Annotated in this window: 30 protein-coding genes; 24 read left to right on the top strand and 6 right to left on the bottom strand. The window is 55.1% G+C overall.

All coding sequences use genetic code 11. The features are described 5' to 3' along the window. Positions 1-9: 9 nt before the first annotated feature. The 22 genes from spoIIIAD (at position 10) to spo0A (ending at position 19,690) form a co-directional block, all read left to right on the top strand. Positions 10-399 (top strand): stage III sporulation protein AD, encoded by a 390-nt coding sequence (gene spoIIIAD / locus BMW84_RS09320; RefSeq protein WP_091066972.1) that lies wholly within the window; start codon positions 10-12, stop codon positions 397-399. Positions 400-444: 45 nt separating this feature from the next. After that, on the top strand, positions 445-1,713 hold the full coding sequence (gene spoIIIAE / locus BMW84_RS09315) for a stage III sporulation protein AE (protein WP_091066970.1): 1,269 nt from the start codon (positions 445-447) through the stop codon (positions 1,711-1,713). A gap of 29 nt (positions 1,714-1,742) precedes the next feature. Beyond that, the gene (spoIIIAF, locus tag BMW84_RS09310) at positions 1,743-2,501 is read left to right on the top strand and encodes a stage III sporulation protein AF (protein WP_091066967.1); all 759 of its coding nucleotides are present in this window, start codon (positions 1,743-1,745) and stop codon (positions 2,499-2,501) included. A 36-nt stretch (positions 2,502-2,537) separates the two neighbouring features. Continuing rightward, on the top strand, positions 2,538-3,176 hold the full coding sequence (spoIIIAG, locus tag BMW84_RS09305) for a stage III sporulation protein AG (protein ID WP_091066965.1): 639 nt from the start codon (positions 2,538-2,540) through the stop codon (positions 3,174-3,176). Between the two features lie 47 nt (positions 3,177-3,223). Then, positions 3,224-4,111 carry a SpoIIIAH-like family protein gene (locus BMW84_RS09300; protein WP_091066964.1) on the top strand — a complete coding sequence of 296 codons (888 nt, stop codon included), beginning with the start codon at positions 3,224-3,226 and terminating at the stop codon, positions 4,109-4,111. Between the two features lie 201 nt (positions 4,112-4,312). Further along, complete coding sequence (gene accB, locus BMW84_RS09295; protein ID WP_091066962.1) at positions 4,313-4,828, top strand: acetyl-CoA carboxylase biotin carboxyl carrier protein; 516 nt, start codon at positions 4,313-4,315, stop codon at positions 4,826-4,828. A 32-nt stretch (positions 4,829-4,860) separates the two neighbouring features. Then, positions 4,861-6,204 (top strand): acetyl-CoA carboxylase biotin carboxylase subunit, encoded by a 1,344-nt coding sequence (accC, locus tag BMW84_RS09290; RefSeq protein WP_091066961.1) that lies wholly within the window; start codon positions 4,861-4,863, stop codon positions 6,202-6,204. Between the two features lie 117 nt (positions 6,205-6,321). Next, entirely contained in the window at positions 6,322-6,738 is a 417-nt protein-coding gene (locus BMW84_RS09285; protein ID WP_091066959.1) for an Asp23/Gls24 family envelope stress response protein, read from the top strand. Positions 6,739-6,812: 74 nt separating this feature from the next. After that, positions 6,813-7,352: an alkaline shock response membrane anchor protein AmaP gene (amaP, locus tag BMW84_RS09280; protein ID WP_091066957.1), complete on the top strand. Its 540-nt coding sequence runs from the start codon at positions 6,813-6,815 to the stop codon at positions 7,350-7,352. A gap of 15 nt (positions 7,353-7,367) precedes the next feature. Next, positions 7,368-7,601 (top strand): DUF2273 domain-containing protein, encoded by a 234-nt coding sequence (locus BMW84_RS09275; protein ID WP_091066955.1) that lies wholly within the window; start codon positions 7,368-7,370, stop codon positions 7,599-7,601. Positions 7,602-7,818: 217 nt separating this feature from the next. Beyond that, positions 7,819-8,265: a transcription antitermination factor NusB gene (nusB, locus tag BMW84_RS09270; protein WP_091066953.1), complete on the top strand. Its 447-nt coding sequence runs from the start codon at positions 7,819-7,821 to the stop codon at positions 8,263-8,265. Between the two features lie 50 nt (positions 8,266-8,315). Then, positions 8,316-9,170, top strand: coding sequence for a bifunctional methylenetetrahydrofolate dehydrogenase/methenyltetrahydrofolate cyclohydrolase FolD (folD, locus tag BMW84_RS09265; protein WP_091066950.1), 855 nt, complete (start codon positions 8,316-8,318; stop codon positions 9,168-9,170). A 6-nt stretch (positions 9,171-9,176) separates the two neighbouring features. Continuing rightward, complete coding sequence (gene xseA, locus BMW84_RS09260) at positions 9,177-10,544, top strand: exodeoxyribonuclease VII large subunit (protein ID WP_091066949.1); 1,368 nt, start codon at positions 9,177-9,179, stop codon at positions 10,542-10,544. Next, positions 10,534-10,791, top strand: a complete 258-nt coding sequence (xseB, locus tag BMW84_RS09255) for an exodeoxyribonuclease VII small subunit (RefSeq protein WP_091066946.1) — start codon at positions 10,534-10,536, stop codon at positions 10,789-10,791. The genes xseA and xseB overlap by 11 nt, the downstream gene beginning before the upstream one ends. Beyond that, positions 10,778-11,710: a polyprenyl synthetase family protein gene (locus BMW84_RS09250; protein WP_091066944.1), complete on the top strand. Its 933-nt coding sequence runs from the start codon at positions 10,778-10,780 to the stop codon at positions 11,708-11,710. Before xseB ends, BMW84_RS09250 begins: the two co-directional genes overlap by 14 nt. 100 nt (positions 11,711-11,810) lie before the next feature. Further along, on the top strand, positions 11,811-13,712 hold the full coding sequence (dxs, locus tag BMW84_RS09245; protein WP_091068221.1) for a 1-deoxy-D-xylulose-5-phosphate synthase: 1,902 nt from the start codon (positions 11,811-11,813) through the stop codon (positions 13,710-13,712). A 24-nt stretch (positions 13,713-13,736) separates the two neighbouring features. Continuing rightward, positions 13,737-14,600 carry a TlyA family RNA methyltransferase gene (locus BMW84_RS09240; RefSeq protein WP_091066942.1) on the top strand — a complete coding sequence of 288 codons (864 nt, stop codon included), beginning with the start codon at positions 13,737-13,739 and terminating at the stop codon, positions 14,598-14,600. An 83-nt stretch (positions 14,601-14,683) separates the two neighbouring features. Next, positions 14,684-15,157: a hypothetical protein gene (locus tag BMW84_RS09235; protein WP_091066939.1), complete on the top strand. Its 474-nt coding sequence runs from the start codon at positions 14,684-14,686 to the stop codon at positions 15,155-15,157. A gap of 34 nt (positions 15,158-15,191) precedes the next feature. After that, a complete protein-coding gene (argR, locus tag BMW84_RS09230; RefSeq protein ID WP_091066937.1) occupies positions 15,192-15,641 on the top strand; it encodes a transcriptional regulator AhrC/ArgR in 450 nt (149 codons plus the stop codon). Between the two features lie 43 nt (positions 15,642-15,684). Beyond that, complete coding sequence (gene recN / locus BMW84_RS09225; RefSeq protein ID WP_091066935.1) at positions 15,685-17,412, top strand: DNA repair protein RecN; 1,728 nt, start codon at positions 15,685-15,687, stop codon at positions 17,410-17,412. 183 nt (positions 17,413-17,595) lie between these two features. Further along, positions 17,596-18,660 (top strand): SpoIVB peptidase, encoded by a 1,065-nt coding sequence (gene spoIVB, locus BMW84_RS09220; RefSeq protein ID WP_091068218.1) that lies wholly within the window; start codon positions 17,596-17,598, stop codon positions 18,658-18,660. Positions 18,661-18,859: 199 nt separating this feature from the next. Continuing rightward, on the top strand, positions 18,860-19,690 hold the full coding sequence (gene spo0A / locus BMW84_RS09215) for a sporulation transcription factor Spo0A (protein WP_091066933.1): 831 nt from the start codon (positions 18,860-18,862) through the stop codon (positions 19,688-19,690). A gap of 160 nt (positions 19,691-19,850) precedes the next feature. On the opposite strand, the gene sda is transcribed toward spo0A, so the two are convergent. The 5 genes from sda to BMW84_RS09195 all read right to left on the bottom strand — a co-directional run bounded on the left by sda (position 19,851) and on the right by BMW84_RS09195 (position 21,860). After that, positions 19,851-20,024, bottom strand: a complete 174-nt coding sequence (gene sda / locus BMW84_RS09210) for a sporulation histidine kinase inhibitor Sda (protein WP_175498713.1) — start codon at positions 20,022-20,024, stop codon at positions 19,851-19,853. Positions 20,025-20,207: 183 nt separating this feature from the next. Beyond that, positions 20,208-20,546, bottom strand: coding sequence for a LytTR family DNA-binding domain-containing protein (locus tag BMW84_RS09205; RefSeq protein ID WP_091066928.1), 339 nt, complete (start codon positions 20,544-20,546; stop codon positions 20,208-20,210). Between the two features lie 21 nt (positions 20,547-20,567). Next, positions 20,568-20,687, bottom strand: coding sequence for a cyclic lactone autoinducer peptide (locus BMW84_RS24455; protein ID WP_139209602.1), 120 nt, complete (start codon positions 20,685-20,687; stop codon positions 20,568-20,570). Beyond that, positions 20,684-21,214, bottom strand: coding sequence for an accessory gene regulator ArgB-like protein (locus BMW84_RS09200; RefSeq protein ID WP_091066927.1), 531 nt, complete (start codon positions 21,212-21,214; stop codon positions 20,684-20,686). Before BMW84_RS09200 ends, BMW84_RS24455 begins: the two co-directional genes overlap by 4 nt. After that, complete coding sequence (locus BMW84_RS09195) at positions 21,189-21,860, bottom strand: hypothetical protein (RefSeq protein WP_091066925.1); 672 nt, start codon at positions 21,858-21,860, stop codon at positions 21,189-21,191. The genes BMW84_RS09200 and BMW84_RS09195 overlap by 26 nt, the downstream gene beginning before the upstream one ends. Positions 21,861-22,012: 152 nt before the next feature. Here BMW84_RS09195 and BMW84_RS09190 point away from each other — a divergent pair, with 152 nt between their 5' ends. After that, positions 22,013-22,540: a DinB family protein gene (locus tag BMW84_RS09190; RefSeq protein ID WP_091066922.1), complete on the top strand. Its 528-nt coding sequence runs from the start codon at positions 22,013-22,015 to the stop codon at positions 22,538-22,540. 31 nt (positions 22,541-22,571) lie between these two features. Further along, on the top strand, positions 22,572-22,826 hold the full coding sequence (locus BMW84_RS09185) for a hypothetical protein (RefSeq protein WP_091066921.1): 255 nt from the start codon (positions 22,572-22,574) through the stop codon (positions 22,824-22,826). 105 nt (positions 22,827-22,931) lie between these two features. Here the strand turns inward: BMW84_RS09185 and BMW84_RS09180 are convergent, their stop codons facing one another. Next, a complete protein-coding gene (locus BMW84_RS09180) occupies positions 22,932-23,501 on the bottom strand; it encodes a thymidine kinase (protein WP_091068215.1) in 570 nt (189 codons plus the stop codon). Positions 23,502-23,609: the final 108 nt, after the last annotated feature.

Here is a 23,609-nt window from a genome sequence, read left to right as displayed (position 1 = left end):
GCAGGCCTTATGGAAATCATTCAAGTGGTAGGCATAGGGCTATTGTCGACGGTGCTGATTCTGGTGGTCAAGGAACAGAAGCCGATGTTCGCTTTCCTGCTGACCACCGCCGCGGGCATACTGATATTTCTTTTTCTGATCGGCAAAATCGGTACCATTCTCGGAACGCTGGAGCGGGTGGCCGAGTCGTCGGGAATGGAAATGATCTATATCAAAACGGTCTTTAAAATCATCGGCATTTCTTACGTTGCCGAATTCGGGGCGCAAATCGTGCGGGACGCCGGGCAGGAGTCCATCGCTTCCAAAATCGAGCTGGCCGGCAAGGTGCTTATCATGGTGCTGGCGGTGCCGATCATCAGCATCATTATCGAGACAGTCATGAAGCTGCTGCCCGCGTAAACGAGCGCGAAGCGGCAAGAACTTACGGAGAGACGGGAGGAGCCTATGGGTACACGCAGTGTGTTCAGGCCGCCAAGATGGATGAAGCCGCTGCTGCTCCTGCCGCTGCTTCTGCTCATGCTTTTGCTGCTAGGCGCAGGCGCCGTCAGCGCTTCTCCGGCCGGAGGGGACGGATCGGCGGCGCAAAGCGGACAGCCCTCCGGGGACGGGTCTTCCTCGGCTGTGGACAAGTGGGTCAAGAGCCAGGTGCAGAACCTGCCGATGGATGGGGTCGAATCGTATTGGGACCAGCTGATGCGGGAGTACGGGGGATTTTTTCCTGACGGTAAAACACCTTCGCTGATGGAGATGCTGCTTCCGGGCAAAGACGGGCTCAGCCTGCAAAGCGTCCTGTCCGGCATCGGCAACTTCATGTGGCATGAAGTGCTGTACAACGGCAAGCTGCTGGTGACCATCGTTATGATCAGTGTGCTCAGCATGATTCTGGAGACGCTGCAAAGCGCCTTTGAGCGAAAAACAGTCAGCAAGATCGCCTACATGCTCTGCTACATGGTCGTGCTGGTCATCGCCGTCAACAGCTTCAATATTGCGATCGGCTACGCCAAAGATGCCATCGACCGGATGAGCGATTTCATGCTGGCGATGATTCCACTGCTGTTCGCCCTGCTGGCGTCGATGGGCAATATCGTGACCGTATCGGTGACGCATCCGCTGATCGTCTTCATGATCCACACCATCAGCTCGCTGATCCACACCGTTGTTTTTCCGCTGCTGTTCTTCTCGGCTGTGCTGCATCTGGTAAGCGCCATTTCGGATAAATACAAGCTGACCCAGCTGGCCAACCTGCTGCGCAACGTCGGAGCCGGCCTGCTCGGCATCCTGCTCACCGTTTTTCTCGGGGTCATCTCGGTGCGCGGGATCACCGCATCGGTTACGGACGGCGTGACGATCCGGGCAGCCAAATACATTACAGGCAATTTCGTGCCGGTCATCGGCAAAATGTTCGCGGACGCCACCGACACCGTCATCTCGGCATCGCTGCTCGTCAAAAACGCCATCGGGCTGTCCGGCGTCATCATCATTCTCTTTCTTTGCGCGTTCCCGGCGATCAAAATCCTCGTGCTCGCGCTGATCTATAACGTCGCCGCCGCGGTCATGCAGCCGCTCGGAGACACGCCGATCGTGTCGTGCCTGCAGACGATCGGCAAAAGCATGATTTACGTATTCGCCGCGCTGGCGGCGGTATCATTGATGTTCTTCCTCGCCGTAACGATCATGCTGACCGCCGGCAATGTCACGGTCATGATGCGGTGAGGCGGTGGTAACAGAGGAGGGGGAGCGGGATGACCTGGCTGGGAGATTGGCTGCGGGAACTGATCCTGGTCGTGCTGATGGCCGCCTTCGTCGAGATGCTCCTGCCGGGCAAATCGATGGAGCGCTACGCCCGCCTGGTGCTGAGCCTGCTGGTGCTCCTCACGATGCTGAACCCGGTCATCTCGCTGCTGAAGGGCGACGCAAGCAAGGAGCTGGGGTTAGCGCTGGCGGAGCAGGAGAAGTCCGCCGGAGGGCTCGCCGGGGCCGGAGGCTCGTCGCTGGAGAAGATTCTCGCCGACGGGCGGATGCTGGCCGCAGGCGTCACCGAGCAAAGCCTTCAGCTTGCCGCGGAGGAAGTCGCCGGGCAGATGAAGGAGAGCATCGCTTCCGGCGCCGGCATCCGCGGCGCCAAGGTGACGGTAACGCTGCGGATGAAGACGGCCGCAAGCGGCGAAGAAACGCCGGTGATCGCGGCGGTGGACGTAGCCCTGCCCGACCGGCAGGACGGGCAGGCGGCGGATGCCGGCGAAGAAGGCAGCGGCGGAAGCGCGCCGATCGTCATCGAGCCGGTGAAACCGGTGCAGATCCACGTCGGCGGGGACGACGACGGTACGCAGGTTGGCACCGAAGCCGAAGGCGGTGACGGAGCCGCTGCTGCATCCGGCAGCCCGGCTGCCGCCGGAGACGCTGACAGCGAAGCGGTGGCAAAGCTGCTGGCGCAGAACTGGAATCTTGATCCGGATACGATACAGGTACGAAAGACAGGCGGCGGAGCAGGCAAACTGTAATTTGCAGCTCGCGGCAACACGGGAGGAGGATGAGACATGGGCAATTGGCTGAAAAAGCTGGAGCAGTGGGCGGGGGGCGGACCGGGCAGTCCGAAAAGGAGTCATACGTTCCGCTGGCTGATCATTTTGGGACTGCTGGGCGTAGCCATCATGCTGTTCAACTCATTCGTTCATGTCAAGAAGCTGGATACTGAAAATACGGGACGGGAACCGCCTGCAGAGAGCTCACAGGCTACATTGCAGCAGGGGACCCTTACAACGCCAAATTCCTTTGACAGCATCGAGCAGGCGATGGAGGCCCGGACCAAGGAAATTCTGGAGAAAATCGTGGGCGTCGGCACGGTGGACATCATGGTGACGGTCGATTCCACGGAAGAAATCGTCGTCCAGCGCAATATGGACGACTCCCAGCAGCGCAGCGAAGAGACGGATGCCAGCGGCGGCAAGCGGGAAACGACGCAGTATACGCGCAACGGGGAAATCGTCACCTACAGCCAGTCGGGGGACGAGACGCCGATTATCACGAAGCGGATCAAACCGCAGGTTCGCGGCGTGCTGATCGTGGCCAAAGGCGCGGAGAACAAGGTGGTCCGCAGCTTGATTGAAGAAGCGGTACAGAAAGGGCTAAACGTGCCGAGCTACCGGATCTCCGTTGTTCCGCGCAAAACGGAATAGTTCCTGAATTCATTTAAAATCCATTTTATTATAGGAGGAATTGAACGATGAAAGGCAAAAGACAAACGATATGGTTGGTTTCGATGCTCAGTCTGATGGTGGTATTGTCGGCGTATTACCTGTTTACCGAGGATTCGGGGACTTCGCTGCCGCAGAATACGGCCGGAAGCATCCAAGTGGACAACGCATCGAAAGATGCCGCCGGTTCCGGCGACACGGCGCAGGGCAACGGCCTGGTCGTGAACGAAGTAGAGACAGGCGACGTCTCCCTGGACAGCGGCGCTACTGCGCTGAACGATGATGCAGGCGCCGTAACGGACGACAGCGCTAGCGCAGCTGTAACGGAAGATGGCACCGACGCTGCCGCAGCGCCGGATACCGCCAAGGACACCGCGAAGGACACGGCAAAAGACACCGCGAAGGACACGGCAAACGACTCCGGCAAAGAGACTTCCAAGGACAGCGCCGCCGCTTCCGCTACCGCAGACAGCAAGGATGGCGGTAAAGACGCTGCAGCCAGTACCGTTTCCAAGGATGACGAAGCGGTGCTGGACGAAGTTGCCGCGCAAAGCGCTTCGGCCAGCAGCATGTTCACCGATTATCTCTTTGAACGCGATCAGCAAAACCTGAAAGACCAAAACGACCTGCTTGCCCAAATCAACGATATGAGCAAAACGCCGTCCGAAACGGCAATGGCCCAGGAACAGCTGAGCAAGCTGGAAGAAAAGGAATCGAAGATCCAGGACATCGAGACCAAGCTGCAGCAGCAGTACGGCCAAGCCATCGTTAGAGAAGAAGCCGGCGATGCTTATACCGTCCTGGTGCTCAGCGACAAGCTGGACGTGAAGCAAGCCGTCGGCATCGTAGATCTGGTCATGAAAGAACTGAGCGTTACCCAGAACAAAATTAAAGTCCAGTACGTTTCGGAGCAATAAAAAGAATGCAAAAACATGCATAAATTGCCGAAAGAGCTCGGGTTGTCCCGGGCTCTTTCCATTTCTAGCGTTTGTGATATAATACATAAAGTTATCATGGAGATTGGGGAATTCCCGATATCCGTGCCAGGGTCAAAGATCTGAAAACGATTAAAATTTGCAAGAGGCTTCGAGAGAAAGCTGAAGGAGTGAACGAATATAATGTTCAAGTTAAGCGAAATTAAGGAATTGATTAAATTGCTGGACCAAACCTCCTCCGTACACGAACTGGAGATTGAAAGCGAAGGGATGAAACTGGCGATCCGCAAGCCGGACCGTTCCGAAGCGGACGGGGCGGCGGTTCATGCGGCTCCTTACGCGTATCCTTTTGCGCCTGCCCCGCAGCCCGTACACAGCCAGCAGCCGGTACAGCAGTCTTCAGCGGCCATTGAAGCTGCCGCCCAAGCGCCGGTGCAAGCCAACCCGTCTGAAGGCAGCTTACATAAAATCGTATCTCCGATGGTCGGAACCTTCTATACCGCCGCTTCTCCGGACACTCCGGCGTTCGTCAAAGTGGGCGACCGTGTGAGCGAGAAATCGACCGTGTGCATTATCGAAGCAATGAAGCTGATGAATGAGCTGGAAGCGGAAATCCGCGGCGAGATCGTCTCCGTGCTCGCGGAGAACGGACAGCTTGTGGAATACGGACAGCCGCTGTTCCTGGTGAAACCGGAATAATAAAAGGCTTCGTTAACTTTGGGAGGAAAAGCATGAACATTCAAAAAGTGTTGATCGCCAACCGCGGCGAAATTGCCGTACGCATTATCCGGGCCTGCCGCGAACTGGGCATATCCACCGTGGCGGTATACTCGGAGCCCGACCGGGAATCGCTGCATGTGCGGCTGGCCGACGAAGCTTACTGTATCGGACCTATGCCGTCCAAGGACAGCTATTTGAATTTTACTAATATTATGAGTGTGGCTACGCTGACGGAATGCGACGCCGTTCATCCGGGATACGGATTCCTGGCCGAGAATGCCGACTTCGCCGAAATCTGCGAATCCTGCAATATTACCTTTATCGGCCCTTCGCCGGATGCCATTACACGCATGGGCGATAAAGCCGTAGCCAAAGACACGATGAAACGCGCCGGCGTACCGGTCATTCCGGGCTCGGACGGCCTTGTCGAGGACGTAGAGGAAGCCGTGATGCTGGGCCGCGATATCGGTTATCCGGTGATCATCAAAGCAACGGCCGGCGGCGGAGGCAAGGGTATCCGCATCGCGGAGGACGAAGAGTCGCTGGTGAAGCAGATTACTGCCGCACAGCAGGAAGCCCAGAAAGCGTTCGGCAACGCCGGCGTTTATCTGGAGAAATTCCTGACCGGCATGAAACATGTCGAGATTCAAATTATCGCCGACAAGCACGGCAACGTCGTGCATCTCGGCGAACGCGACTGCTCCGTGCAGCGCCGCCGCCAGAAGCTGGTGGAGGAAGCGCCTTGCTCGATTCTGTCCCCGGAGATCCGCGAAGCGATGGGCCAAGCCGCCGTTCGCGCCGCGCAGGCCGTGAACTATTCGGGCGCCGGTACGCTGGAATTCCTGCTGGGTCCGGACGGGAACTTCTACTTCATGGAAATGAATACCCGTATTCAGGTGGAGCATCCGGTTACCGAAATGGTTACCGGCGTCGATCTGATCAAGGAAATGATTTCGGTCGCCGAGGGCAATCCGCTTTCGTTCACCCAAGAGGACATTTCCATCAACGGCGTATCCCTGGAGTGCCGGATCAATGCGGAAGACCCTGAACGCAACTTTATGCCGTCTCCGGGCAAAATCGGCTTCTACCTGCCGCCGGGCGGTCCTGGCGTTCGTGTCGACAGCGGCGCTTATCCGGGCTACACCATCTCGCCGTTTTACGATTCCATGATCGCCAAGCTGATCGTGTGGGCGCCGACGCGGATGGAAGCCATCGCCAAGATGAAACGCGCGTTGTCCGAATTTGCAGTAGAGGGCATTCACACCACCATTCCGTTCCATCAGAAGCTGCTGGAGCATCCGGTTTTCCTGGACGGGGATTTTGATATCAAATTCCTCGAAGAGCACGAAGTTTAGATAAAAGCACATTGTTTGTCATAAAGTTCGGCAAATGATATAGTATGTTTAATAAGACGTGCCTCTCGCGGCTGAGAGATAAGAGAACAACTTATTGGTGAAAGGTGTGAAGTTTAGATGAGCACATTGCCGACAGAATTTGAACGCACGGAGATCGGCGAAATCCAGATCGCTCCGGAAGTGATTGAGGTCATCGCAGGTCTTGCAACCGTTGAAGTCAGAGGCGTGGCCGGCATGAGCGGCGGATTCGCCGGCGGAATTGTCGAGCTTCTCGGACGCAAAAATTTGTCCAAAGGCGTCAAGGTTGAAGTAGGTCAGCGCGAAGCGGCCGTGGACGTATCCGTCATCATCGAATACGGATTCCGTCTCCCGGAGGTGGCTTCGGAGATCCAGCGCAACGTCAAGCGTTCGATCGAAACGATGACTGGCCTGACCGTGGTGGAAGTGAACGTGCATATCCACGATGTGCAGTTCAAGAACACCAGCGGTTCGGACAAAAACGAAGATACCGAAGCGGTTCACCGCGTGAAATAAGGGCTATCGTTATTCAAGTAAACCCCCGACTGCACCGTCGAGGGTTTTCTCTAATTTAAGGAGGTCGGTACCTCGTGGCAAAAATTTTGGACAGGCTTCTGCTGTTCATTTACAGCCTTAGCATCGGAATACTATCTGTTATTGCCATACTCCTGCTCAGCGATGCGATCCCGGACGCGGAGGACAAGCTGGACGGACCCGCGGTATACATTACCGCCATTGCCGTCGCGGTCGTGCTTTTCCTGCTTAGCATCCGGTTCTTCTATATCTCCCTGCGCCGTGACCGCTCATCCAGCCCTTCGGTGGACCAGCGGACGGAATACGGAGACATTCAAATTTCGATGGAGACCATCGAAAACCTGAGTTTGAAGGCCGCGGGCAAAATCAAAGGCATCCGGGACCTGAAATCGCGCATCCGCGTATCCCAGGCCGGGCTGGAAATTATGATCCGCGCCGTGGTGGACGGCGAGCATTCGCTGCCGCTTTTGACAACAGAGGTACAGCGGAACGTGCACGACTTTGTGCAGGAGACGACCGGAATCCCGGTTGCCGACGTGTCCGTTTATATTGCCAACCTCTCCCAGGCACCAAGCTTTAAAAGCCGCGTGGAATAGAGGTGAATTTCCCTTATGCTCTGGAAAGAAATATGGGAACGTTATGCTGGAAGGATTACTGGCACCGCGTTCGGCGCAGTGCTCGGCCTGATTTACTTGATTAGCGGTTTTTGGGATATGCTGTTCTTTGCACTGGTTGTGTTCATCGGATATACGCTTGGCAAACGGAAAGATGCTGCGCTGCCTTCACTTTTTCAATGGGAAGAGTGGGCAAGCAAGCTGTCCGGACGCTGGCGTCCCTTCAAGTGAACCGCGATAGGTCTGCCTTTCGGAGCCTGGAACCGCCCTGTGCTTGTCCCGACCGCCGAAGGTTGACCTGCCGCGGTTTTTTGTTTGCAAAGTTTGAGAAATATCATGTACGACAAGAAAAGGTTGGTTTCATACCGCTTTTGGTTAAAATAACCCCCAAACGGTTGATAAAGCAAGGCCGGCACAGGCCGGCGACAACAGATTGTAGGAGGAACCCATGAAGAGACGTCTGGCAAGAGAAATTATTGTCCAAAGCCTGTACCAAATGGAAATGAACGAAGTGGAAAGCGCGGATGCGGTTGAAATGCTGCTTGAAGAGGCTTCCGAGGAAAACGAGACCGAACGCGTCATCACCGATGAAGTCGAGCTTAAAAATTACGTCCTGGCGCATGTCAACGGCATCAACGAAAATAAAGCTGCCATCGACGACATGCTGGAGCATTACTTGAAAGGCTGGCAAATGAGCCGCCTGTCCCGGGTGGACCGGCAAATTCTGCGTCTGGCAGCATACGAAATGGTGTTTGGCGGAGGGGATGTGCCGGCCCGTGTCGCTGTCAATGAAGCGATCGATCTGGCGAAGCATTTCGGCACCGATGACTCGGGTAAATTCGTTAACGGCGTGCTTGGCAAAATGATTCAGGAACTGGACACGCTGAAGCCGTAACCTGCACCAAAAAACGCAGTATTCAACATACAAAAAGGGGAGAGGTATTCATGACAGCAGCATTGATCAGCGGTAAACAAGTAGCAGAGGAAATCCGCGCGGACATCGCACGGGAAGTGCAAGAACTTGCGGAAAAGGGAATCAAGCCAGGGTTGGCCGTTGTCCTTGTCGGTGAAGACCCGGGCTCCCAGGTATACGTGCGCAGCAAGGAAAAAACGAGCACCGAGCTGGGCTTCCACTCGGAAGTGTACCGCCTGGACGCCTCCACGTCCCAGGAGGAATTGCTGGCGCTCGTGAATGATCTGAACCGCCGCGATGAGATCGACGGCATTCTCGTGCAGCTTCCGCTGCCTAAGCATATTGAAGAAAAAGCGGTCATCGACGCCATTGCCGTGGAGAAGGACGTAGATGGCTTCCATCCGGTAAACGTCGGCAACCTCGTCATCGGCGACGACAGCCTGCTGCCGTGCACGCCTGCCGGCGTAATCGAACTGATCAAACGCACAGGCATGGAGATGGCCGGCAAACATGCGGTCGTCATCGGCCGCAGCAACATCGTCGGCAAGCCGGTTTCGCTGCTGCTGCAGCGTGAAAATGCAACCGTAACGATGTGCCATTCGCGCACGGCCAACATGGCCGAGCTGTCCCGCCAGGCCGATATTCTCGTCGTAGCGATCGGTCGCGCGAATTTCATCGATGCTTCGTACGTCAAGCCTGGCGCGGTTGTAATCGACGTTGGCATGAACCGGCTGGATAACGGCAAGCTGGCTGGCGACGTCGATTTTGAAAGCGCCAAGGAAGTGGCCGGCCATATCACCCCGGTACCAGGCGGCGTGGGCCCGATGACGATCGTTATGCTGATGAACAATACGCTGACTGCAGCGAAGCGCCGCCGCGGGCTGTAATTGCCGATGGCAGCGGAGCGGCAGATTTATTCGATCAAGGATTTGAACCGCTATATCCGGATGAAGCTCGATTCGGACATCGTGTTGTCGGATGTCTGGATTCGCGGGGAAATCTCCAATTTCACCCATCACGGCAGCGGGCATATGTATTTCACCCTGAAGGATGAGAGCAGCCGGATCAAGGCGATCATGTTCGCCTCCCATAACCAGCGGCTGCCTTTCGTGCCGAAGGAGGGCACCCGTGTCATCGCACGCGGGAATGTGACAGTGTACGAGCGGGACGGGCAGTACCAGTTCTATGCCACGCAGATGCAGCCGGACGGTATCGGCAGCCTCTATATGGCTTACGAACAGCTTAAAGCCAAGCTGGAGCGCGAAGGCCTGTTCGCCGCTTCCCGCAAGCGGCCGATTCCGCGCATGCCCCGTACGATCGGCGTCATCACTTCGCCGACGGGGGCTGCCGTGCGCGATATCATTACGACCCTGCATCGGCGGTTTCCGCAGGTCGCCATCGTGCTGTACCCCGTACTGGTGCAGGGCAAAAGCGCAGCGCCTTCCATCGTGAAGGCGATCGAGACGCTGAACGCGATGGGCGAAGCCGACGTGCTCATCGTCGGCCGCGGGGGCGGTTCATTGGAGGAGCTCTGGGCCTTCAATGAAGAGGTTGTGGCCCGGGCGATCGCGGCTTCGCGGATTCCGGTCATCTCGGCCGTCGGCCATGAGACCGACTTCACGATCGCCGATTTCGCCGCCGATCTGCGGGCGGCGACCCCCACGGCCGCTGCGGAGCAGGCCGTGCCGAGCGCTGCCGACCTGGCCGCGCACCTGCGCGCCGCCGAAGAGCGGCTGCGCCAGGCCCTCGGCCGCCGGCAGCGCGCCGGCGGCGACACGCTCGCCGCGCTGCGCCGGCGCCTCGCGCTGGCCGGCCCGAGCCGGCAGCTCGCACAGCACGCGCAGCGGCTGGACATGCTGCGGGCTGGGCTCCGCCGCGCAGCGGAGAACCGGCACGGCCGGGCGCGCGAGCGCGAAGCCGTGCTGCGGCACAGCCTGGCGCGGTTCCACCCGCAGGCTGCCATCCGCGAAGCCCGCCAGCGCACGGCGGGCCTGACGCGCGAGCTCGGCGCCGCGATGCAGGCGCGGCACGCGGAGAAGCGCGCCCGGTTTGCCGCCGAGGTGCGGCATCTGGACGCGCTCAGCCCGCTCAAGATTATGTCGCGGGGCTACAGTCTCGTGTACGACGAGCAGGAAGAACATCTTATCAAATCGCTCGGTGATGTGGAGCTGGGCGATATTGTCAATATCCGGCTGAACGACGGCCGATTAAGCTGTCAGGTATGGGGAATGAAGGAGGATGGCGAGAACGATGACGAATGAAGCGGAATTGGATTTTGAAGGCGCGATGGAACAGCTGGAGGAAATCGTACGCGAGCTTGAGCATGGCGACGTGCCTCTGGAGAAAGCGATCGATTTGTACCAGCAGGGCATGAAGCTGTCGCAGCTGTGCGGCAGCAAGCTGGAGCAGGTGGAGCGCAAGATCGAAATGATTTCCCTCGAGGACGGGGAATTGCGCAAGAAGCCGTTCGGCGCCAAGCTGGAAGGGGATTCGGATGACATCCTTTGATCAGGCGGCGGACAGCGCCGCACGTGAGCCGCTGTCCGATTATATTTCAGGCGTTAGCCTGCTGATGGCCGATGTGCTGGGCGGCTGTTTGCCGGACCACTGGGCGGTTCCGGCGGTGCTGAAGGAAGCGATGCACTATTCGCTGGAGGCCGGCGGGAAGCGGATGCGTCCGCTGCTCGTCATCGCCGCCTGCGAAGCGGTCGGCGGCAGCCGCGAAGCCGCACTTCCGGTAGCGGCGGCCATCGAAATGGTTCATACCTATTCGCTGATCCATGACGATCTGCCCGCGATGGACAACGACGATTACCGCCGGGGCAAGCTTACGAACCATAAGGTGTTCGGGGAAGCGATGGCAATTTTGGCCGGCGACGCGCTGCTGACCCATGCCTTCTATAGCGTGGTCCAGTCCGCCCGCCGCTACGGCGTGCCGGCGGAGCAGGCGCTGTCCATCGTCGAGGACCTGGCGGAGATGGCCGGCCCGCGCGGCATGGTCGGCGGCCAAGTCGCCGACATGCAGGGCGAGCAGGGCTTGACCGATTTGGAGCAGCTCCAGTATATCCATCGCCACAAGACAGGCGATCTGATCGTCTTTTCGCTGCTGGCCGGCGGCCGGATCGCCGGTGCGGATGAAGCGCAATTGCAGGCGCTGCGCGAGTTCGGAACATACATCGGCCTCGCTTTCCAGGTGCAGGACGACATTCTTGACATGATCGGCGATGAGAGCAAGCTCGGCAAAAAGACGGGCAGCGATGTCAAGCAGCATAAGGTCACCTACCCTTATTTTATCGGACTGGAGGCGTCGCAGCAGGAGGTTGTCCGCCTGACGGAAGCCGCCCGCGCTGCCCTGAACGGCGCCGGTTTCGCAGATCCTTCACGGCTGCTGGAGATCGCGGATTATCTCATGGCCCGCGACCATTAGCGGAGTTTAAGAAACGGCTGTATTTCGGCAGCCGTTTCGTTTGTGTTATAATGAGTTTTATATTTTACAACAACCAGGAAAGCGGGGAATACTCGTGACGCTGCTTCCACAAATCAACCATCCGAAGCAACTGAAAACCTTGTCCATCGAGGAGCTAACCACCCTGGCGGAGGAAATCCGCAGGTTTCTAATTGAGAAGCTGTCTGTAACGGGAGGTCATTTGGCATCCAATCTCGGAGTCGTGGAGCTCACGCTGGCCCTGCACTATTGTTACGACAGCCCGAAGGATAAAATGATATACGACGTAGGCCACCAGGCGTACGTTCATAAAATTTTGACCGGCCGCCAGGACCGCTTTGACAGTCTGCGCAAGCAGGGCGGCTTATGCGGGTTCGTCAAACGCGACGAGAGCGAGCATGATGTCTGGGAAGCCGGCCACAGCAGCACCTCCTTGTCCGCCGCCATGGGGATGGCGATGGCCCGCGATTTCAAGGGCGAAGACAATAAGGTCATCGCGGTGATCGGCGACGGTGCGTTGACCGGCGGGATGGCGTTTGAAGCGCTGAACCATATCGGCCACGAACGCCGCAAGCTGATGGTCATTCTGAACGACAATGAGATGTCCATTGCCCCGAACGTGGGCGCAATGCATAACTACTTGAGCAAAATCCGCTCCGACCGCCATTATTTGCGGGCAAAGGACGAGGTCGAAGGCCTGCTCAAAAAAATTCCCGCAATCGGCGGCAAACTGGCCAAAACGGCGGAACGCGTGAAAGATAGCCTGAAATACATGATGGTGCCCGGAGTCTTGTTCGAGGAGCTCGGGTTCACGTATCTCGGGCCGGTCGACGGCCATGATCTCGAGAAGCTGATCGACACGTTCCAGCAGGCGGACAACGTCTCGGGACCGGTGCTGGTGCATGTGCTGACGACCAAAGGCAAAGGGTATAAACCGGCGGAGGCCGATTCCTATAAATGGCATGGAATTTCCCCTTACAAAATCGAGTCCGGACAGGTGCTGCAGGCCGTGGGCAATCCGATGTACACCGAGGTATTCGGCGAGACCCTGATCGAGCTTGGCCGTCAGGATAAGCGGCTGGTCGCGGTAACGCCCGCGATGCCGGGAGGATCGGGACTATTCCCGTTCGCCAAGGAATTCCCCGACCGGATGATCGATGTCGGCATCGCCGAGCAGCATGCGGCAACGCTCTGCGCTGCGCTCGCGATGGAAGGCATGAAACCGGTGTACGCGGTCTATTCGACCTTCATGCAGCGCGCATACGATCAGATCGTGCATGATATTTGCCGCCACAACGCGAACGTGATGTTCGCCATTGACCGGGCGGGTTTTGTCGGCGCGGACGGAGAAACGCATCAGGGCGTTTATGACATCGCTTTTATGCGGCATATCCCGAACATGGTGCTGATGATGCCGAAGGATGAAAATGAACTGCGCCATATGATGAAGACGGCGCTTGAATATAACGACGGTCCGATCGCCTACCGGTACCCGCGCATCAACGGTACGGGCGTGGCGCTCGATCCGGAACTGAAAACTCTGCCGATCGGCTCCTGGGAGCGGCTGCGCCCGGGCGACGATTATGCAGTTGTCGCTTGCGGTCCGATGGTGCAGATTGCCGAAGAAGCGGCTGAGACGCTGAGACGCGAAGGCATTCAGATAGGCGTTGTCAACGCCCGGTTCCTGAAGCCGCTGGACGATGGTATGCTGCTGGAGCTGGCCCGCGCCGGAACGTCGATGGTCGTGCTGGAGGAAGCCAGCCAGGCGGGCAGTTTGGGCAGCGCCGTGCTGGAGTTCTATGCAGCGAATGATATTCACGATGCCCGTGTGCAGCTGATGGGCGTACCGGATATTTTTATCGAGCATGGGTCGATCAAGGATCAGCGCCAGCTGACGGGACTTACGGTAGAAGCGCTGTGCGCGCGGATCAAAGCGATGAAGGCCACAAGCCAATACGCGTACAAAACGACTTCCACCTCTTAATGCAGATACATTCAGGAGATGAATATGGAACATCCTAAAGAACGGATCGACGTCTTGCTTGTGGAGCAGGGCTTCTATGAAAGCCGCGAGAAAGCGAAAGCGGCGATAATGGCCGGACTTGTGCTGGCCGACGAAGAGCGGATCGAGAAGGCGGGCATGAAGGTGCCGCGCGGAGCGGTGCTCAGGGTAAAAGGCGCGGTGCATCCCTATGTCAGCCGCGGCGGTTTGAAGCTGGAGAAAGCGCTGCGCGGTTTCGGTATCGACCTGACCGGCAGGACGATGCTGGATATCGGGTCGTCCACCGGCGGGTTCACCGACTGCGCGCTCCAGCACGGCGTTGGCCATGTTTATGCCATTGATGTCGGCTACAACCAATTGGATTGGAGCCTGCGCAACCATGAACAGGTGACGGTCATGGAACAGACCAATTTCCGTTATATGACGCCGGAGGATCTGAAGGGGCCGGTTCCCGATTTTGCCAGCATCGACGTCTCGTTTATTTCGCTCAAAATCATTTTGCCTCCACTGAAAGCACTGCTGGCCCGTCCGGCGGATATTGCCGCGCTGATCAAGCCGCAATTTGAGGCGGGGCGGGAAAAAGTGGGCAAATCCGGTGTTGTCCGCGATCCGGCGGTCCACAAGGAGGTGCTGGTCGGCGTGCTGTCCATGGCGGCTGAGCTGGGGTACCGCCTTGAAGGCTTAACCTTCTCTCCGATTACCGGCGGTGAGGGCAATGTGGAATTTTTGGCCCATTGGAGCCTGGAGGAAGAGCAGGCTTCTCCGGAAGCGGATACTGCCGCGTTTGCGGCGCTGGCCGATAAAGTGATCAAGGAAGCCTCGGCAACGTTTCATGCCGGCGGCAACGGAAACTCATCGAAATCCCGATGAGTTTCTTTTCATTCCTGAAAGCAGCAGGCATTTAGCAGGATTTTTCTCGGCGGCAGGCGAATACATCACCGAGGTGATTGGATTTGGCCAGCTCCGATAAGGCCGTAGTGGCTCTGATTGGCGTAGCGATAGCAATGTTTGTCATTTACCGGATCTATATTTGGCTGCAGAGCTCTCCGCGCTCGTTTCTGGTTGAACGGGTGCCGATCAATCCGGAAATCCAGCCGCATCCTGCCGTTGACCTGCTGGAGAAAGCGGGCTACGAAGTGCTTGGAGGCAAGCTAAAGATTCCCCTTGCCTTTCAAGTGAACGGCTCGGCGCTGTACAGCCGGCTGTTTATCGATTATGTCGCGGGCAAGGAAGATGCCGACGATCTATACCTGGTCATTTTATCGCGGCCGCGCAAGACGATGGAGTTCACGGGCAGCAGCGTACGGGACCTGCTGTTGCCTTATCTGCTGATTTACCCGAATTGCAGCGGCGTATTATATGTAGATACAGCCGTTTCGGCGGTGCATGTCATCCGTTTCGGCAAGGATGACGGAGAATCAACCTGACAATCCACACAAGGAAATTTTATGGGGGGCTAACATGAAGGGACATAGGCATATCAAAATACGGGAGATTATTACCCAGAAGGAAATCGAAACTCAGGATGAATTGGTGGAGGCACTGCGGGACGCCGGATTTCAGGTCACCCAGGCTACCGTTTCGCGCGATATCAAAGAGCTGCTGCTGATTAAAGTTCCAATGGATGACGGCAGATACAAATATTCGCTGCCGACGGATCAGCGCTACAATCCGATCCAAAAACTGAAGCGCGTGCTCGTGGACAATTTCGTCCATATCGACCACTCCGGCAATCTGGTCGTCATGAAATGCCTTCCCGGGACGGCGAATTCGGTCGCCGCGCTGATCGACAACATCGATTGGCCGCAGATTATGGGCACCATTTCCGGCGACGATACGATCCTCATTATTTGCCGGAAGCCGGAGGACAGCAGCCTGGTCATTTCGCAGATTATGGGCTATATCTCCTGAGGATCCCTCTAAACCGCGGTTAATTCATTCGGAGGTGCTGTTTTTGTTAGATACGTTATCGATCCGAAATCTGGCCGTTGTCGAAGCGGTTGATGTACATTTTTATCCGGGCTTTCACGTGCTGACCGGCGAGACCGGGGCAGGGAAATCCATTATTATCGACGCGCTTGCCCTAATCGCCGGCGCCCGCGGTTCGGCGGATTCCATCCGTTACGGCTGCGAGAAGGCGGAAATGGAAGCGCTGTTTAGCCTGCCGCCGGAACATCCCGTCTGGGAAACGCTGGAGCGTCTTGGTATATCCGCGGAACGGGAAGAGCATCTGATTATCCGCCGCGAGATCACATCCACGGGCAAAAGCACGTCCCGGGTCAACGGCCAGATGGTTAATCTCAGCATGCTGCGCGAAATCGGCGAGCAGCTCGTCAACATCCACGGCCAGCATGAGCACCAGAACCTGCTCAAGGCCGAGCGGCATTTGGGCCTGCTCGATACCTACGGCGAAGCGGTTATCGGTCCGCTGAAGGCCGACTATCAGGAGAAATACTCGGCTTTTGCCAAAGTGGAAAAAGAGCTGCGCGAACTGCAGGAATCCAGTCAGAAGGCCTATCAAATGCTCGATTTGTACCGGTTCCAGCTTGAAGAAATCTCTGCCGCCGCGCTTAAGCCGGGTGAAGATGAATGGCTTTCAGAGGAACGGGTCAAACTATCCCACAGCGAGAAAATGATGGATTCGGTCTCCGGCGCATACGAAGTGCTTTATGGCCGCCAAGGCCTGGAATCCATCGGCAACGTGATCGCCAAGCTGGAGGATGCGGTCAAGTACGACGAGAAGGGGCTGCGCACCGTGCTGGAGCAGCTGCAGTCATCATTTTACCAACTGGAGGATGCCGCTTTTCAGCTCCGGGACTACCGTGAGGAAATCGAATTTAATCCGGCCCGGCTGGAGGAAATCGAAAACCGCCTGGATCTCATTAACGGGCTGCGCCGCAAATACGGTGAAAGCGTGGAGCAGATTTTGGCTTATCATGAGCAGATTCGCCGCGAGACCGATTTACTGGAGAACAAGGACGATTATATTGCCAAGCTGAACGCGACCCGTGACGGGCTGCTCGGTACCCTTATGGCTGCAGCCGAAGCGCTTAGCGAAGCGCGGCGGCAATGCGCCGCCGATCTGGCTTCCCAGGTGGAAGGGGAGCTTAAGGATCTGCAAATGGAGCGCACCTCGCTTCAAGTGAAGCTCGATACGCTGGAGGACCCGCGTGGCGTGGAATATGGCGAGAAGCGCTATCGCCTGACCCGGCAAGGCATTGACAGCGCCGAATTCATGATCTCGCCGAATCCCGGAGAGCCCCTGCGCCCGCTTGGCAAAATCGCCTCCGGCGGCGAGCTGTCGCGGATCATGCTGGCGATGAAGAGCATTTTTGCCCGGCATGAAGCGATTCCGGTACTGGTCTTTGACGAAGTCGATACCGGGGTCAGCGGCCGGGCGGCCCAGTCCATCGCCGATAAGCTGTACAAGCTGTCCGCGACCTGTCAGGTGTTCTCCATCACGCATTTGCCGCAAGTTGCATGCATGGCCGACCACCAATATCTGATCCTCAAGAAAGTGGAGGATGGCCGGACGATGACCGAAGTGGAGGCATTGACGCCGGACGGACGCGTAATGGAGCTGGCCCGGATGCTGGGCGGCGTGGAAATAACCGAAAAAACACTGCATCATGCCCAGGAGATGCTCGGTCTGGCCGAGGCCAGCAAAGCGGCGATTGGGTAAGGCGTTCAAGGATTGACAGTAATAAAAGCCTGGGGGCAAGGTTATCTTATAGGTACGTTATTGGCGACCACCTTTTTCGTCAAGCGGAAGAAGCAAAAGGGAGCGTGACAGCCATTGAAGCCTAACCTCAGGAAGTTAATTCCCGGACTTTTATTTGCTTTCTTTTTCAGCTTAACAGGCATTATGGAGCCATTTCCAAGCTATGCGGCACCGCTGAACGACACATCATACAGTCCGGCGGCCGCAGTCCCCAGGGAGCTAAAGGTGATTCCTGGCGGCCAGACGATTGGAGTCAAAGTGAAGTCTGCCGGTGTTCTTGTGGTGGGCCATCACTCGATTGAAGTTGCCGAAGGTTCAAAAATTTCCCCCGGTGAAGTCAGCGGCCTGGTGCCCGGCGATCTGATGACCGCCATCAACGGCGTCAAGCTGGACGATGTGTCCAAAGTGGCCAAGCTGGTGGAGCATGCCGGCAAAACCGACAAGCCGCTCACCATTTTGTTTAAACGCGCAGGGAAAGTGCATACTGCAAAGCTAAAGCCTGCGTATGACCGCAACGATAACGTATGGCGTATGGGCCTCTATATCCGCGATTCCGCAGCCGGCGTCGGAACATTAACTTTCTATGCCCCCGAGCATGGCGTATATGGTGCGCTGGGACATGTCATTACCGACATGAATACCGGCACGCCGATCGTGGTTGGCAGCGGCCATATCGTTCAATCCAGCGTCACTTCAATCTCCAAAAGTCAGGACGGTGATCCCGGCGAGAAGCGGGCAAGTTTTCTCCGGGAAAGCCAAGTGCTTGGAAGCGTAGAGAGCAACACCGATTTTGGGATATTCGGCAAAATGAGCCGTAATCCCGAGCACAGCTTGTATAAGGAACCGATTCCGGTTGCGATGAGCCATGAGGTCAAGGAAGGGCCTGCGCAGATTCTTACCGTCGTTGACGGCCAGCGGGTGGAGAAGTTTGATGTGGAGATCATTCATGTCGCCCGCCAACGTTCGCCGGAGACGAAGGGCATGGTGCTGCGCATTACCGATCCGCGGTTGATCGAGAAGACCGGCGGGATTGTTCAAGGGATGAGTGGAAGTCCGATTGTACAGGACGGACGGCTGATTGGGGCGGTAACGCATGTGTTCGTCAACGATCCGAAATCCGGCTATGGTTGTTTTATCGAATGGATGCTCCGGGATTCCGGAGTGACTCCATCCGGCAATGATCTTACCCTAAAACTTAAGGCGGTCTAGCCTTAAGTTTTTTTGTCGAAGAGGTACGATAAAAATCGAATCGTGAAACAAAATATTAATTATAAAACAATGTCCAAAAAAAATAAAGAAAAATAATTTTCGACAGAAGGATATTTGATCCGGGTGTCGAAAACGTAAGGAGTGAAAATAAAAATGCTATTTTTTAAATCACAGAGATAAATTGAGGAGGAAGCAGCCAGTGCAGAATATCGAAGTGTTGTTGGCCGATGATAACAGGGAATTTACAAATTTGCTTGCGGACTACATTAATGACCAAGAAGACATGACCGTTACGGGCATTGCCTATAATGGCGAAGAAGTGCTTCAAATGCTGAACGGAGCGCGTAAGATTCCGGACGTGCTCATTCTTGATATCATTATGCCGCATCTGGACGGACTCGGAGTACTCGAACGCCTGCGTGAGATGGACCTGAAGCCGGAACCGAAGATCATCATGCTGACCGCCTTCGGTCAGGAGAACATCACTCAACGTGCTGTACAGCTGGGCGCATCGTATTATATCCTGAAGCCGTTTGATATGGAGGTTCTGGCGAACCGCGTCCGGCAGCTGGTCGGGACCCAAAGTACCATCGGCACCTCATCGACCTCCAGCAGCCTTTCGAACTTCACGACGAGCTCCAGAAGCAGCAGCAACGTTGTGCCGCTATCCAAAGGCAAAAACCTCGATGCCAACATCACGTCCATTATCCATGAAATCGGCGTTCCTGCCCATATCAAAGGATACCAATACCTTCGGGAAGCGATTACGATGGTATATAACAATATCGAAATTCTTGGCGCGATCACGAAGACATTGTACCCGGCCATCGCGGAGAAATTCAAAACCACGCCATCCCGCGTGGAACGGGCCATTCGGCATGCCATTGAGGTCGCCTGGACCCGCGGCAACATCGACAGCATCAGCCATCTGTTCGGCTACACCATTAATATTTCCAAATCCAAGCCGACCAACTCCGAATTTATTGCCATGGTCGCTGACAAATTGCGGATTGAGCATAAAGTGTCGTGAAAGGGTAAGGATCAGTAAACGTTATATATGAATGGCCATTTGACCCGGTAAACCTCCAACGTTTATCGGGTTTTGTGTATTCAAAAAAAACCATTCCGTACCCGATATGCAGCCGTCGGGGCAGAATGGTTTGTATGTAATTACCGGACGATGCGGCGGTCTAGCGGTTCTCGGACGTTAGCAACTGCCGTTCGGCGAGAATGCTTTTGATAATCTCTACGAAATCAGGGGAGGCCTCCGCTTCGACAGCAAGCTCATAAATGTCAAGGAGTTGTTCGTCATTTAAAAGTTCAAGGGATGAGGGGCGAGGTGAAGGATGAAAATAATAGTCCATATAGACTCCTCCATCTTGTAAATAGGATAAGTAGAATCGCTGTTTAATATAGATTAAATGGTACCATTTGGAAAGTAAACCGTCTGCTCCCATTCACCCTGCGAATCACCCTTTACAAAGAATGGAATTTATGCAATAATAGAATATTTTTTTTGTGAAAAAGAAAAATCCCCGGGACTTTAGTCACCGGGGGGGCTTGCCATGATTCCGGACCGCCAAATACCGCTTAAGCCGCGATTCATTGGATTCCGAAACGGTGGCGAACTGGCCTTGATCGTTAAACAACGCGAGCTTTCGTTCACTGTCAAAGCTGGTAATTTGCGACAGATTGACGACATTGCTCCGGTCAAGGCGTTCAAAGCCTTTGTCTTTATAAGCAGCCAGCAAATCCGACAGTGTCGTGGGGAGAACAAATTCGCCTTCCTTCGTATGGACGAATATTGCATTCTTGTAACTGGAAAAATACAATATTTCTTCTTCCCTGATATCCAGGGAGGATCCGTCGTTTAGCAAGACTCGCATGTTTTCCCCATCCTTGTTAAATTACTTCCGCAGTTCCTTCGGTGCTTCCGGGCTGTGCAGCCCTAACTTGGCAACAGTGGCAAACAAACGGGCGGAAGCTTGAAGAGCGGAAGAAGCTTTTTTGGCAACGTATGCTTTCATCGCGAGAACCCCCCTTTCCAAGGTATTACTGTTAAGGACTGGACAAAAAATGCCAATCCAATGACAGACGATCCAATCAGAAAGCTTAGTCCAATGAATGCTATAGATGTCAGTTTCAGGGCTGGGAACCACCTGAGCGGAATATGAGTATTGGAGTCAGGATTTGGTGCAAAAAGCAGCATAATCAGCAAGCTACAGATATTTAAAACAAGCAGGACGTAGCCTGTTGGGTGAAACGCGAACGGAGTAACCGTGCATAACAGCGTGGTGACAATATTGCAGGCCAGCGCAGTTTTGAGATGAAAACCGCCGGAACAAATGCGAAGCAAGGTGAAGCATATGTAAAAGAGCAATGTCGCGGTCCACTGATGAAGCAATAATCCGATCAGTATGGAACAAATAAATGTTATAAGCGTATTCAAAAGGATTCCCAGCGCATACTGCATAACCTCAACGGATGCGGTTTCATCAGGATTGCTGCGTTTGATCGCGAGTGAAATTTTAAGAGCCAGGTTGTCCAAAATCATCACCTCGGTTCTTCTTATTTGAAAGAATCAAATAGCCGAACAGGATCAAAGCATAGAACAATGGCACGCAGAAAAAGAGTTTGGAGTTGTTTTGCGCCAGGCGAAGCATAATCAACACGGCGAGCACCGAAGGGAAACTTAGGATAAACAAAACCTTCTCCTGGGTTCCGATATGAATTTTCTCATCGGGTTTATCCGGAATAAAGTCGAACCCTTTACGTCTCTTGCCGACCCAGTAACCAATGCCAGAAGCTCCGGCAACGTTAAATACCTGCAGCAGATAGATGCCGATGGTAATATGATGGAACCGAAAATCAGAAATGCCCAGAGACTCCATAAGAAGAAAAAGCAATGACTGAATCAGCATGTAGAGCTGATAGCACATTCCGGTCATGATAATCGCGTAAAATAAATGGATACGAAACAAAAGCCATATAAAGCAGATCATCAAAGCAAATTGAACAATGACATCTATTTCGGACAACTGGTATGTATTGCGCAAAACGTAAGAAATAAAGGCCATGACTATTCCGGCAAAAACAATCTCCTTGGGATACAGATCGATCTTGAATATTTTGAATGCCAGATAAAATACCGCAGAGCTTTCCAGCACCGACATTACTACGAATACAGCAAAATCAATCATGCCTACACTCCCAGTAGCAAACGGATGAAATCTTGTTAATCTTGCCAATATTATACCGAATGAACTAGAATACAACAATAACATTTTATTCTTTGTTTTTACATCTTTCGCCAGCTGCTCTGATGAAAATTGGAAAATGGGGAGGCTATTTCATGAGCAATCGTCCGGAGTCAAATGAGTATCAACCAAGCCAGGAAAAGTACATTTCGCTGGTGCCCGCGGAAGGCGAACTTGTCGATTTACTGCGCGAGCAGACCGCTAAAATCTACGCTTGGGCTGCGGGATTATCAGAATCGGAAGCCGAACATCGCTACGCACCGGGAAAATGGAGCATCAAAGGCGTGCTGGGTCATCTGACCGACAATGAGCGGATCATGTCCTACCGGCTATTGGCGATTGCCAGAGGCGAGCAAGCGAATATGCCCTGCTATGATGAGGAAGATTATGCTGCCAATGCCGAGTTTGACCGGTTGTCCATTGTTGAGACTCTGCGCCAATACAAAGCAGCGCGCGAATCGACGCTGGCCCTGCTGGACAGCCTGCCGGAATCCGCATGGACGCGCATGGGAACGGTCTGCGGCGGCCCGATGTCGGTCCGGGCGAAAGCCTGCCTCATTATCGGCCACGAACGCCACCATATCCATGTGCTGCGGGAGCGGTACTCGAGCAAAATTGAGTAGCAGGGAGCGCACGGGTTGAGGAGGGACGCGGATGAGTGTTTTGAAAAGCATCTGGCATTTCTTTATTCCAAGCGAGAGGACACTGATCCTTGCCACCTTTGATCAGGGGCAATATTTCCGGGTCAAGCAGAAGCTGGCTGCGGCCGGCATCCCGCATCGTTCCCGCATCGGCGGCGGCAGCCGCGGCACGACGCACCGGGCGCATTATGGCGGGAAAACGGCGGTGCAGCACGAGATTTTTGTCAGCAGGGAAAATGAACACAGGGCGCTGGAAGCCCTGAGATAATCGAGATTTTACACATCAAAAAAGCATTCCGCAGCGACGGGCAAAGATTGGCTTAACCCGCGCGCGGAATGCTTTTTTTTTTTTTTTTGCAAAATTTGTGGGAAATTACAACGGAGGGTTCTTGTGGCATTTGCGGCAGACCGGGTAATACGCTTCATTTCCGCCGATCTGAATCTGCTTGCCGCTGTAGACCGGTTTGCCGTTCTCGACGCGCAGCGCCATGGTCGCCTTGCGTTCACAGAACCAGCAGATCGTTTTCATTTCTTCGATTTTATCCGCATAGATGAGCATGTATTTGCTGCCTTCGAACAGGTTGTTCTGAAAATCGTTTTTGAGCCCGAACGCCATGACCGGAATGTTCAATTCATCGACGATCCGCACCAGCTGGAGAATGCAATCCTTGTGGAGAAACTGGCATTCGTCGATCAGCACGCAGTGGGGTTTCGGCAGGCTGCTGCTGACGATTCCGTAGATGTCCGTAGTCTCGTCAATCGGAATCGCCTGTTTGCGCAGTCCGATGCGCGAGGATATGTATCCGACCTCATCGCGGTTATCGATGGAAGGCGTAAAGATCAGCACCGACTTGCCTTGTTCCTCATAGTTGTGCGCCACCTTGAGAATTTCGATTGATTTGCCGCTGTTCATTGCCCCATATTTGAAAAACAACTGTGCCACGTCCATCTATCCTTTCGCCTGTCGGCTGGTATCATCGGCTCTCCGAAAAATTCGACCTTACTAGATTATCATATTCGTGCCGAAAGTCGCCAGTGAAAACATGTGGTA

The organism is Paenibacillus sp. NFR01, from assembly GCF_900111565.1.
Lineage (GTDB): Bacteria > Bacillota > Bacilli > Paenibacillales > Paenibacillaceae > Paenibacillus_AQ.
This window is presented reverse-complemented; position numbering and strand designations above follow the sequence as displayed.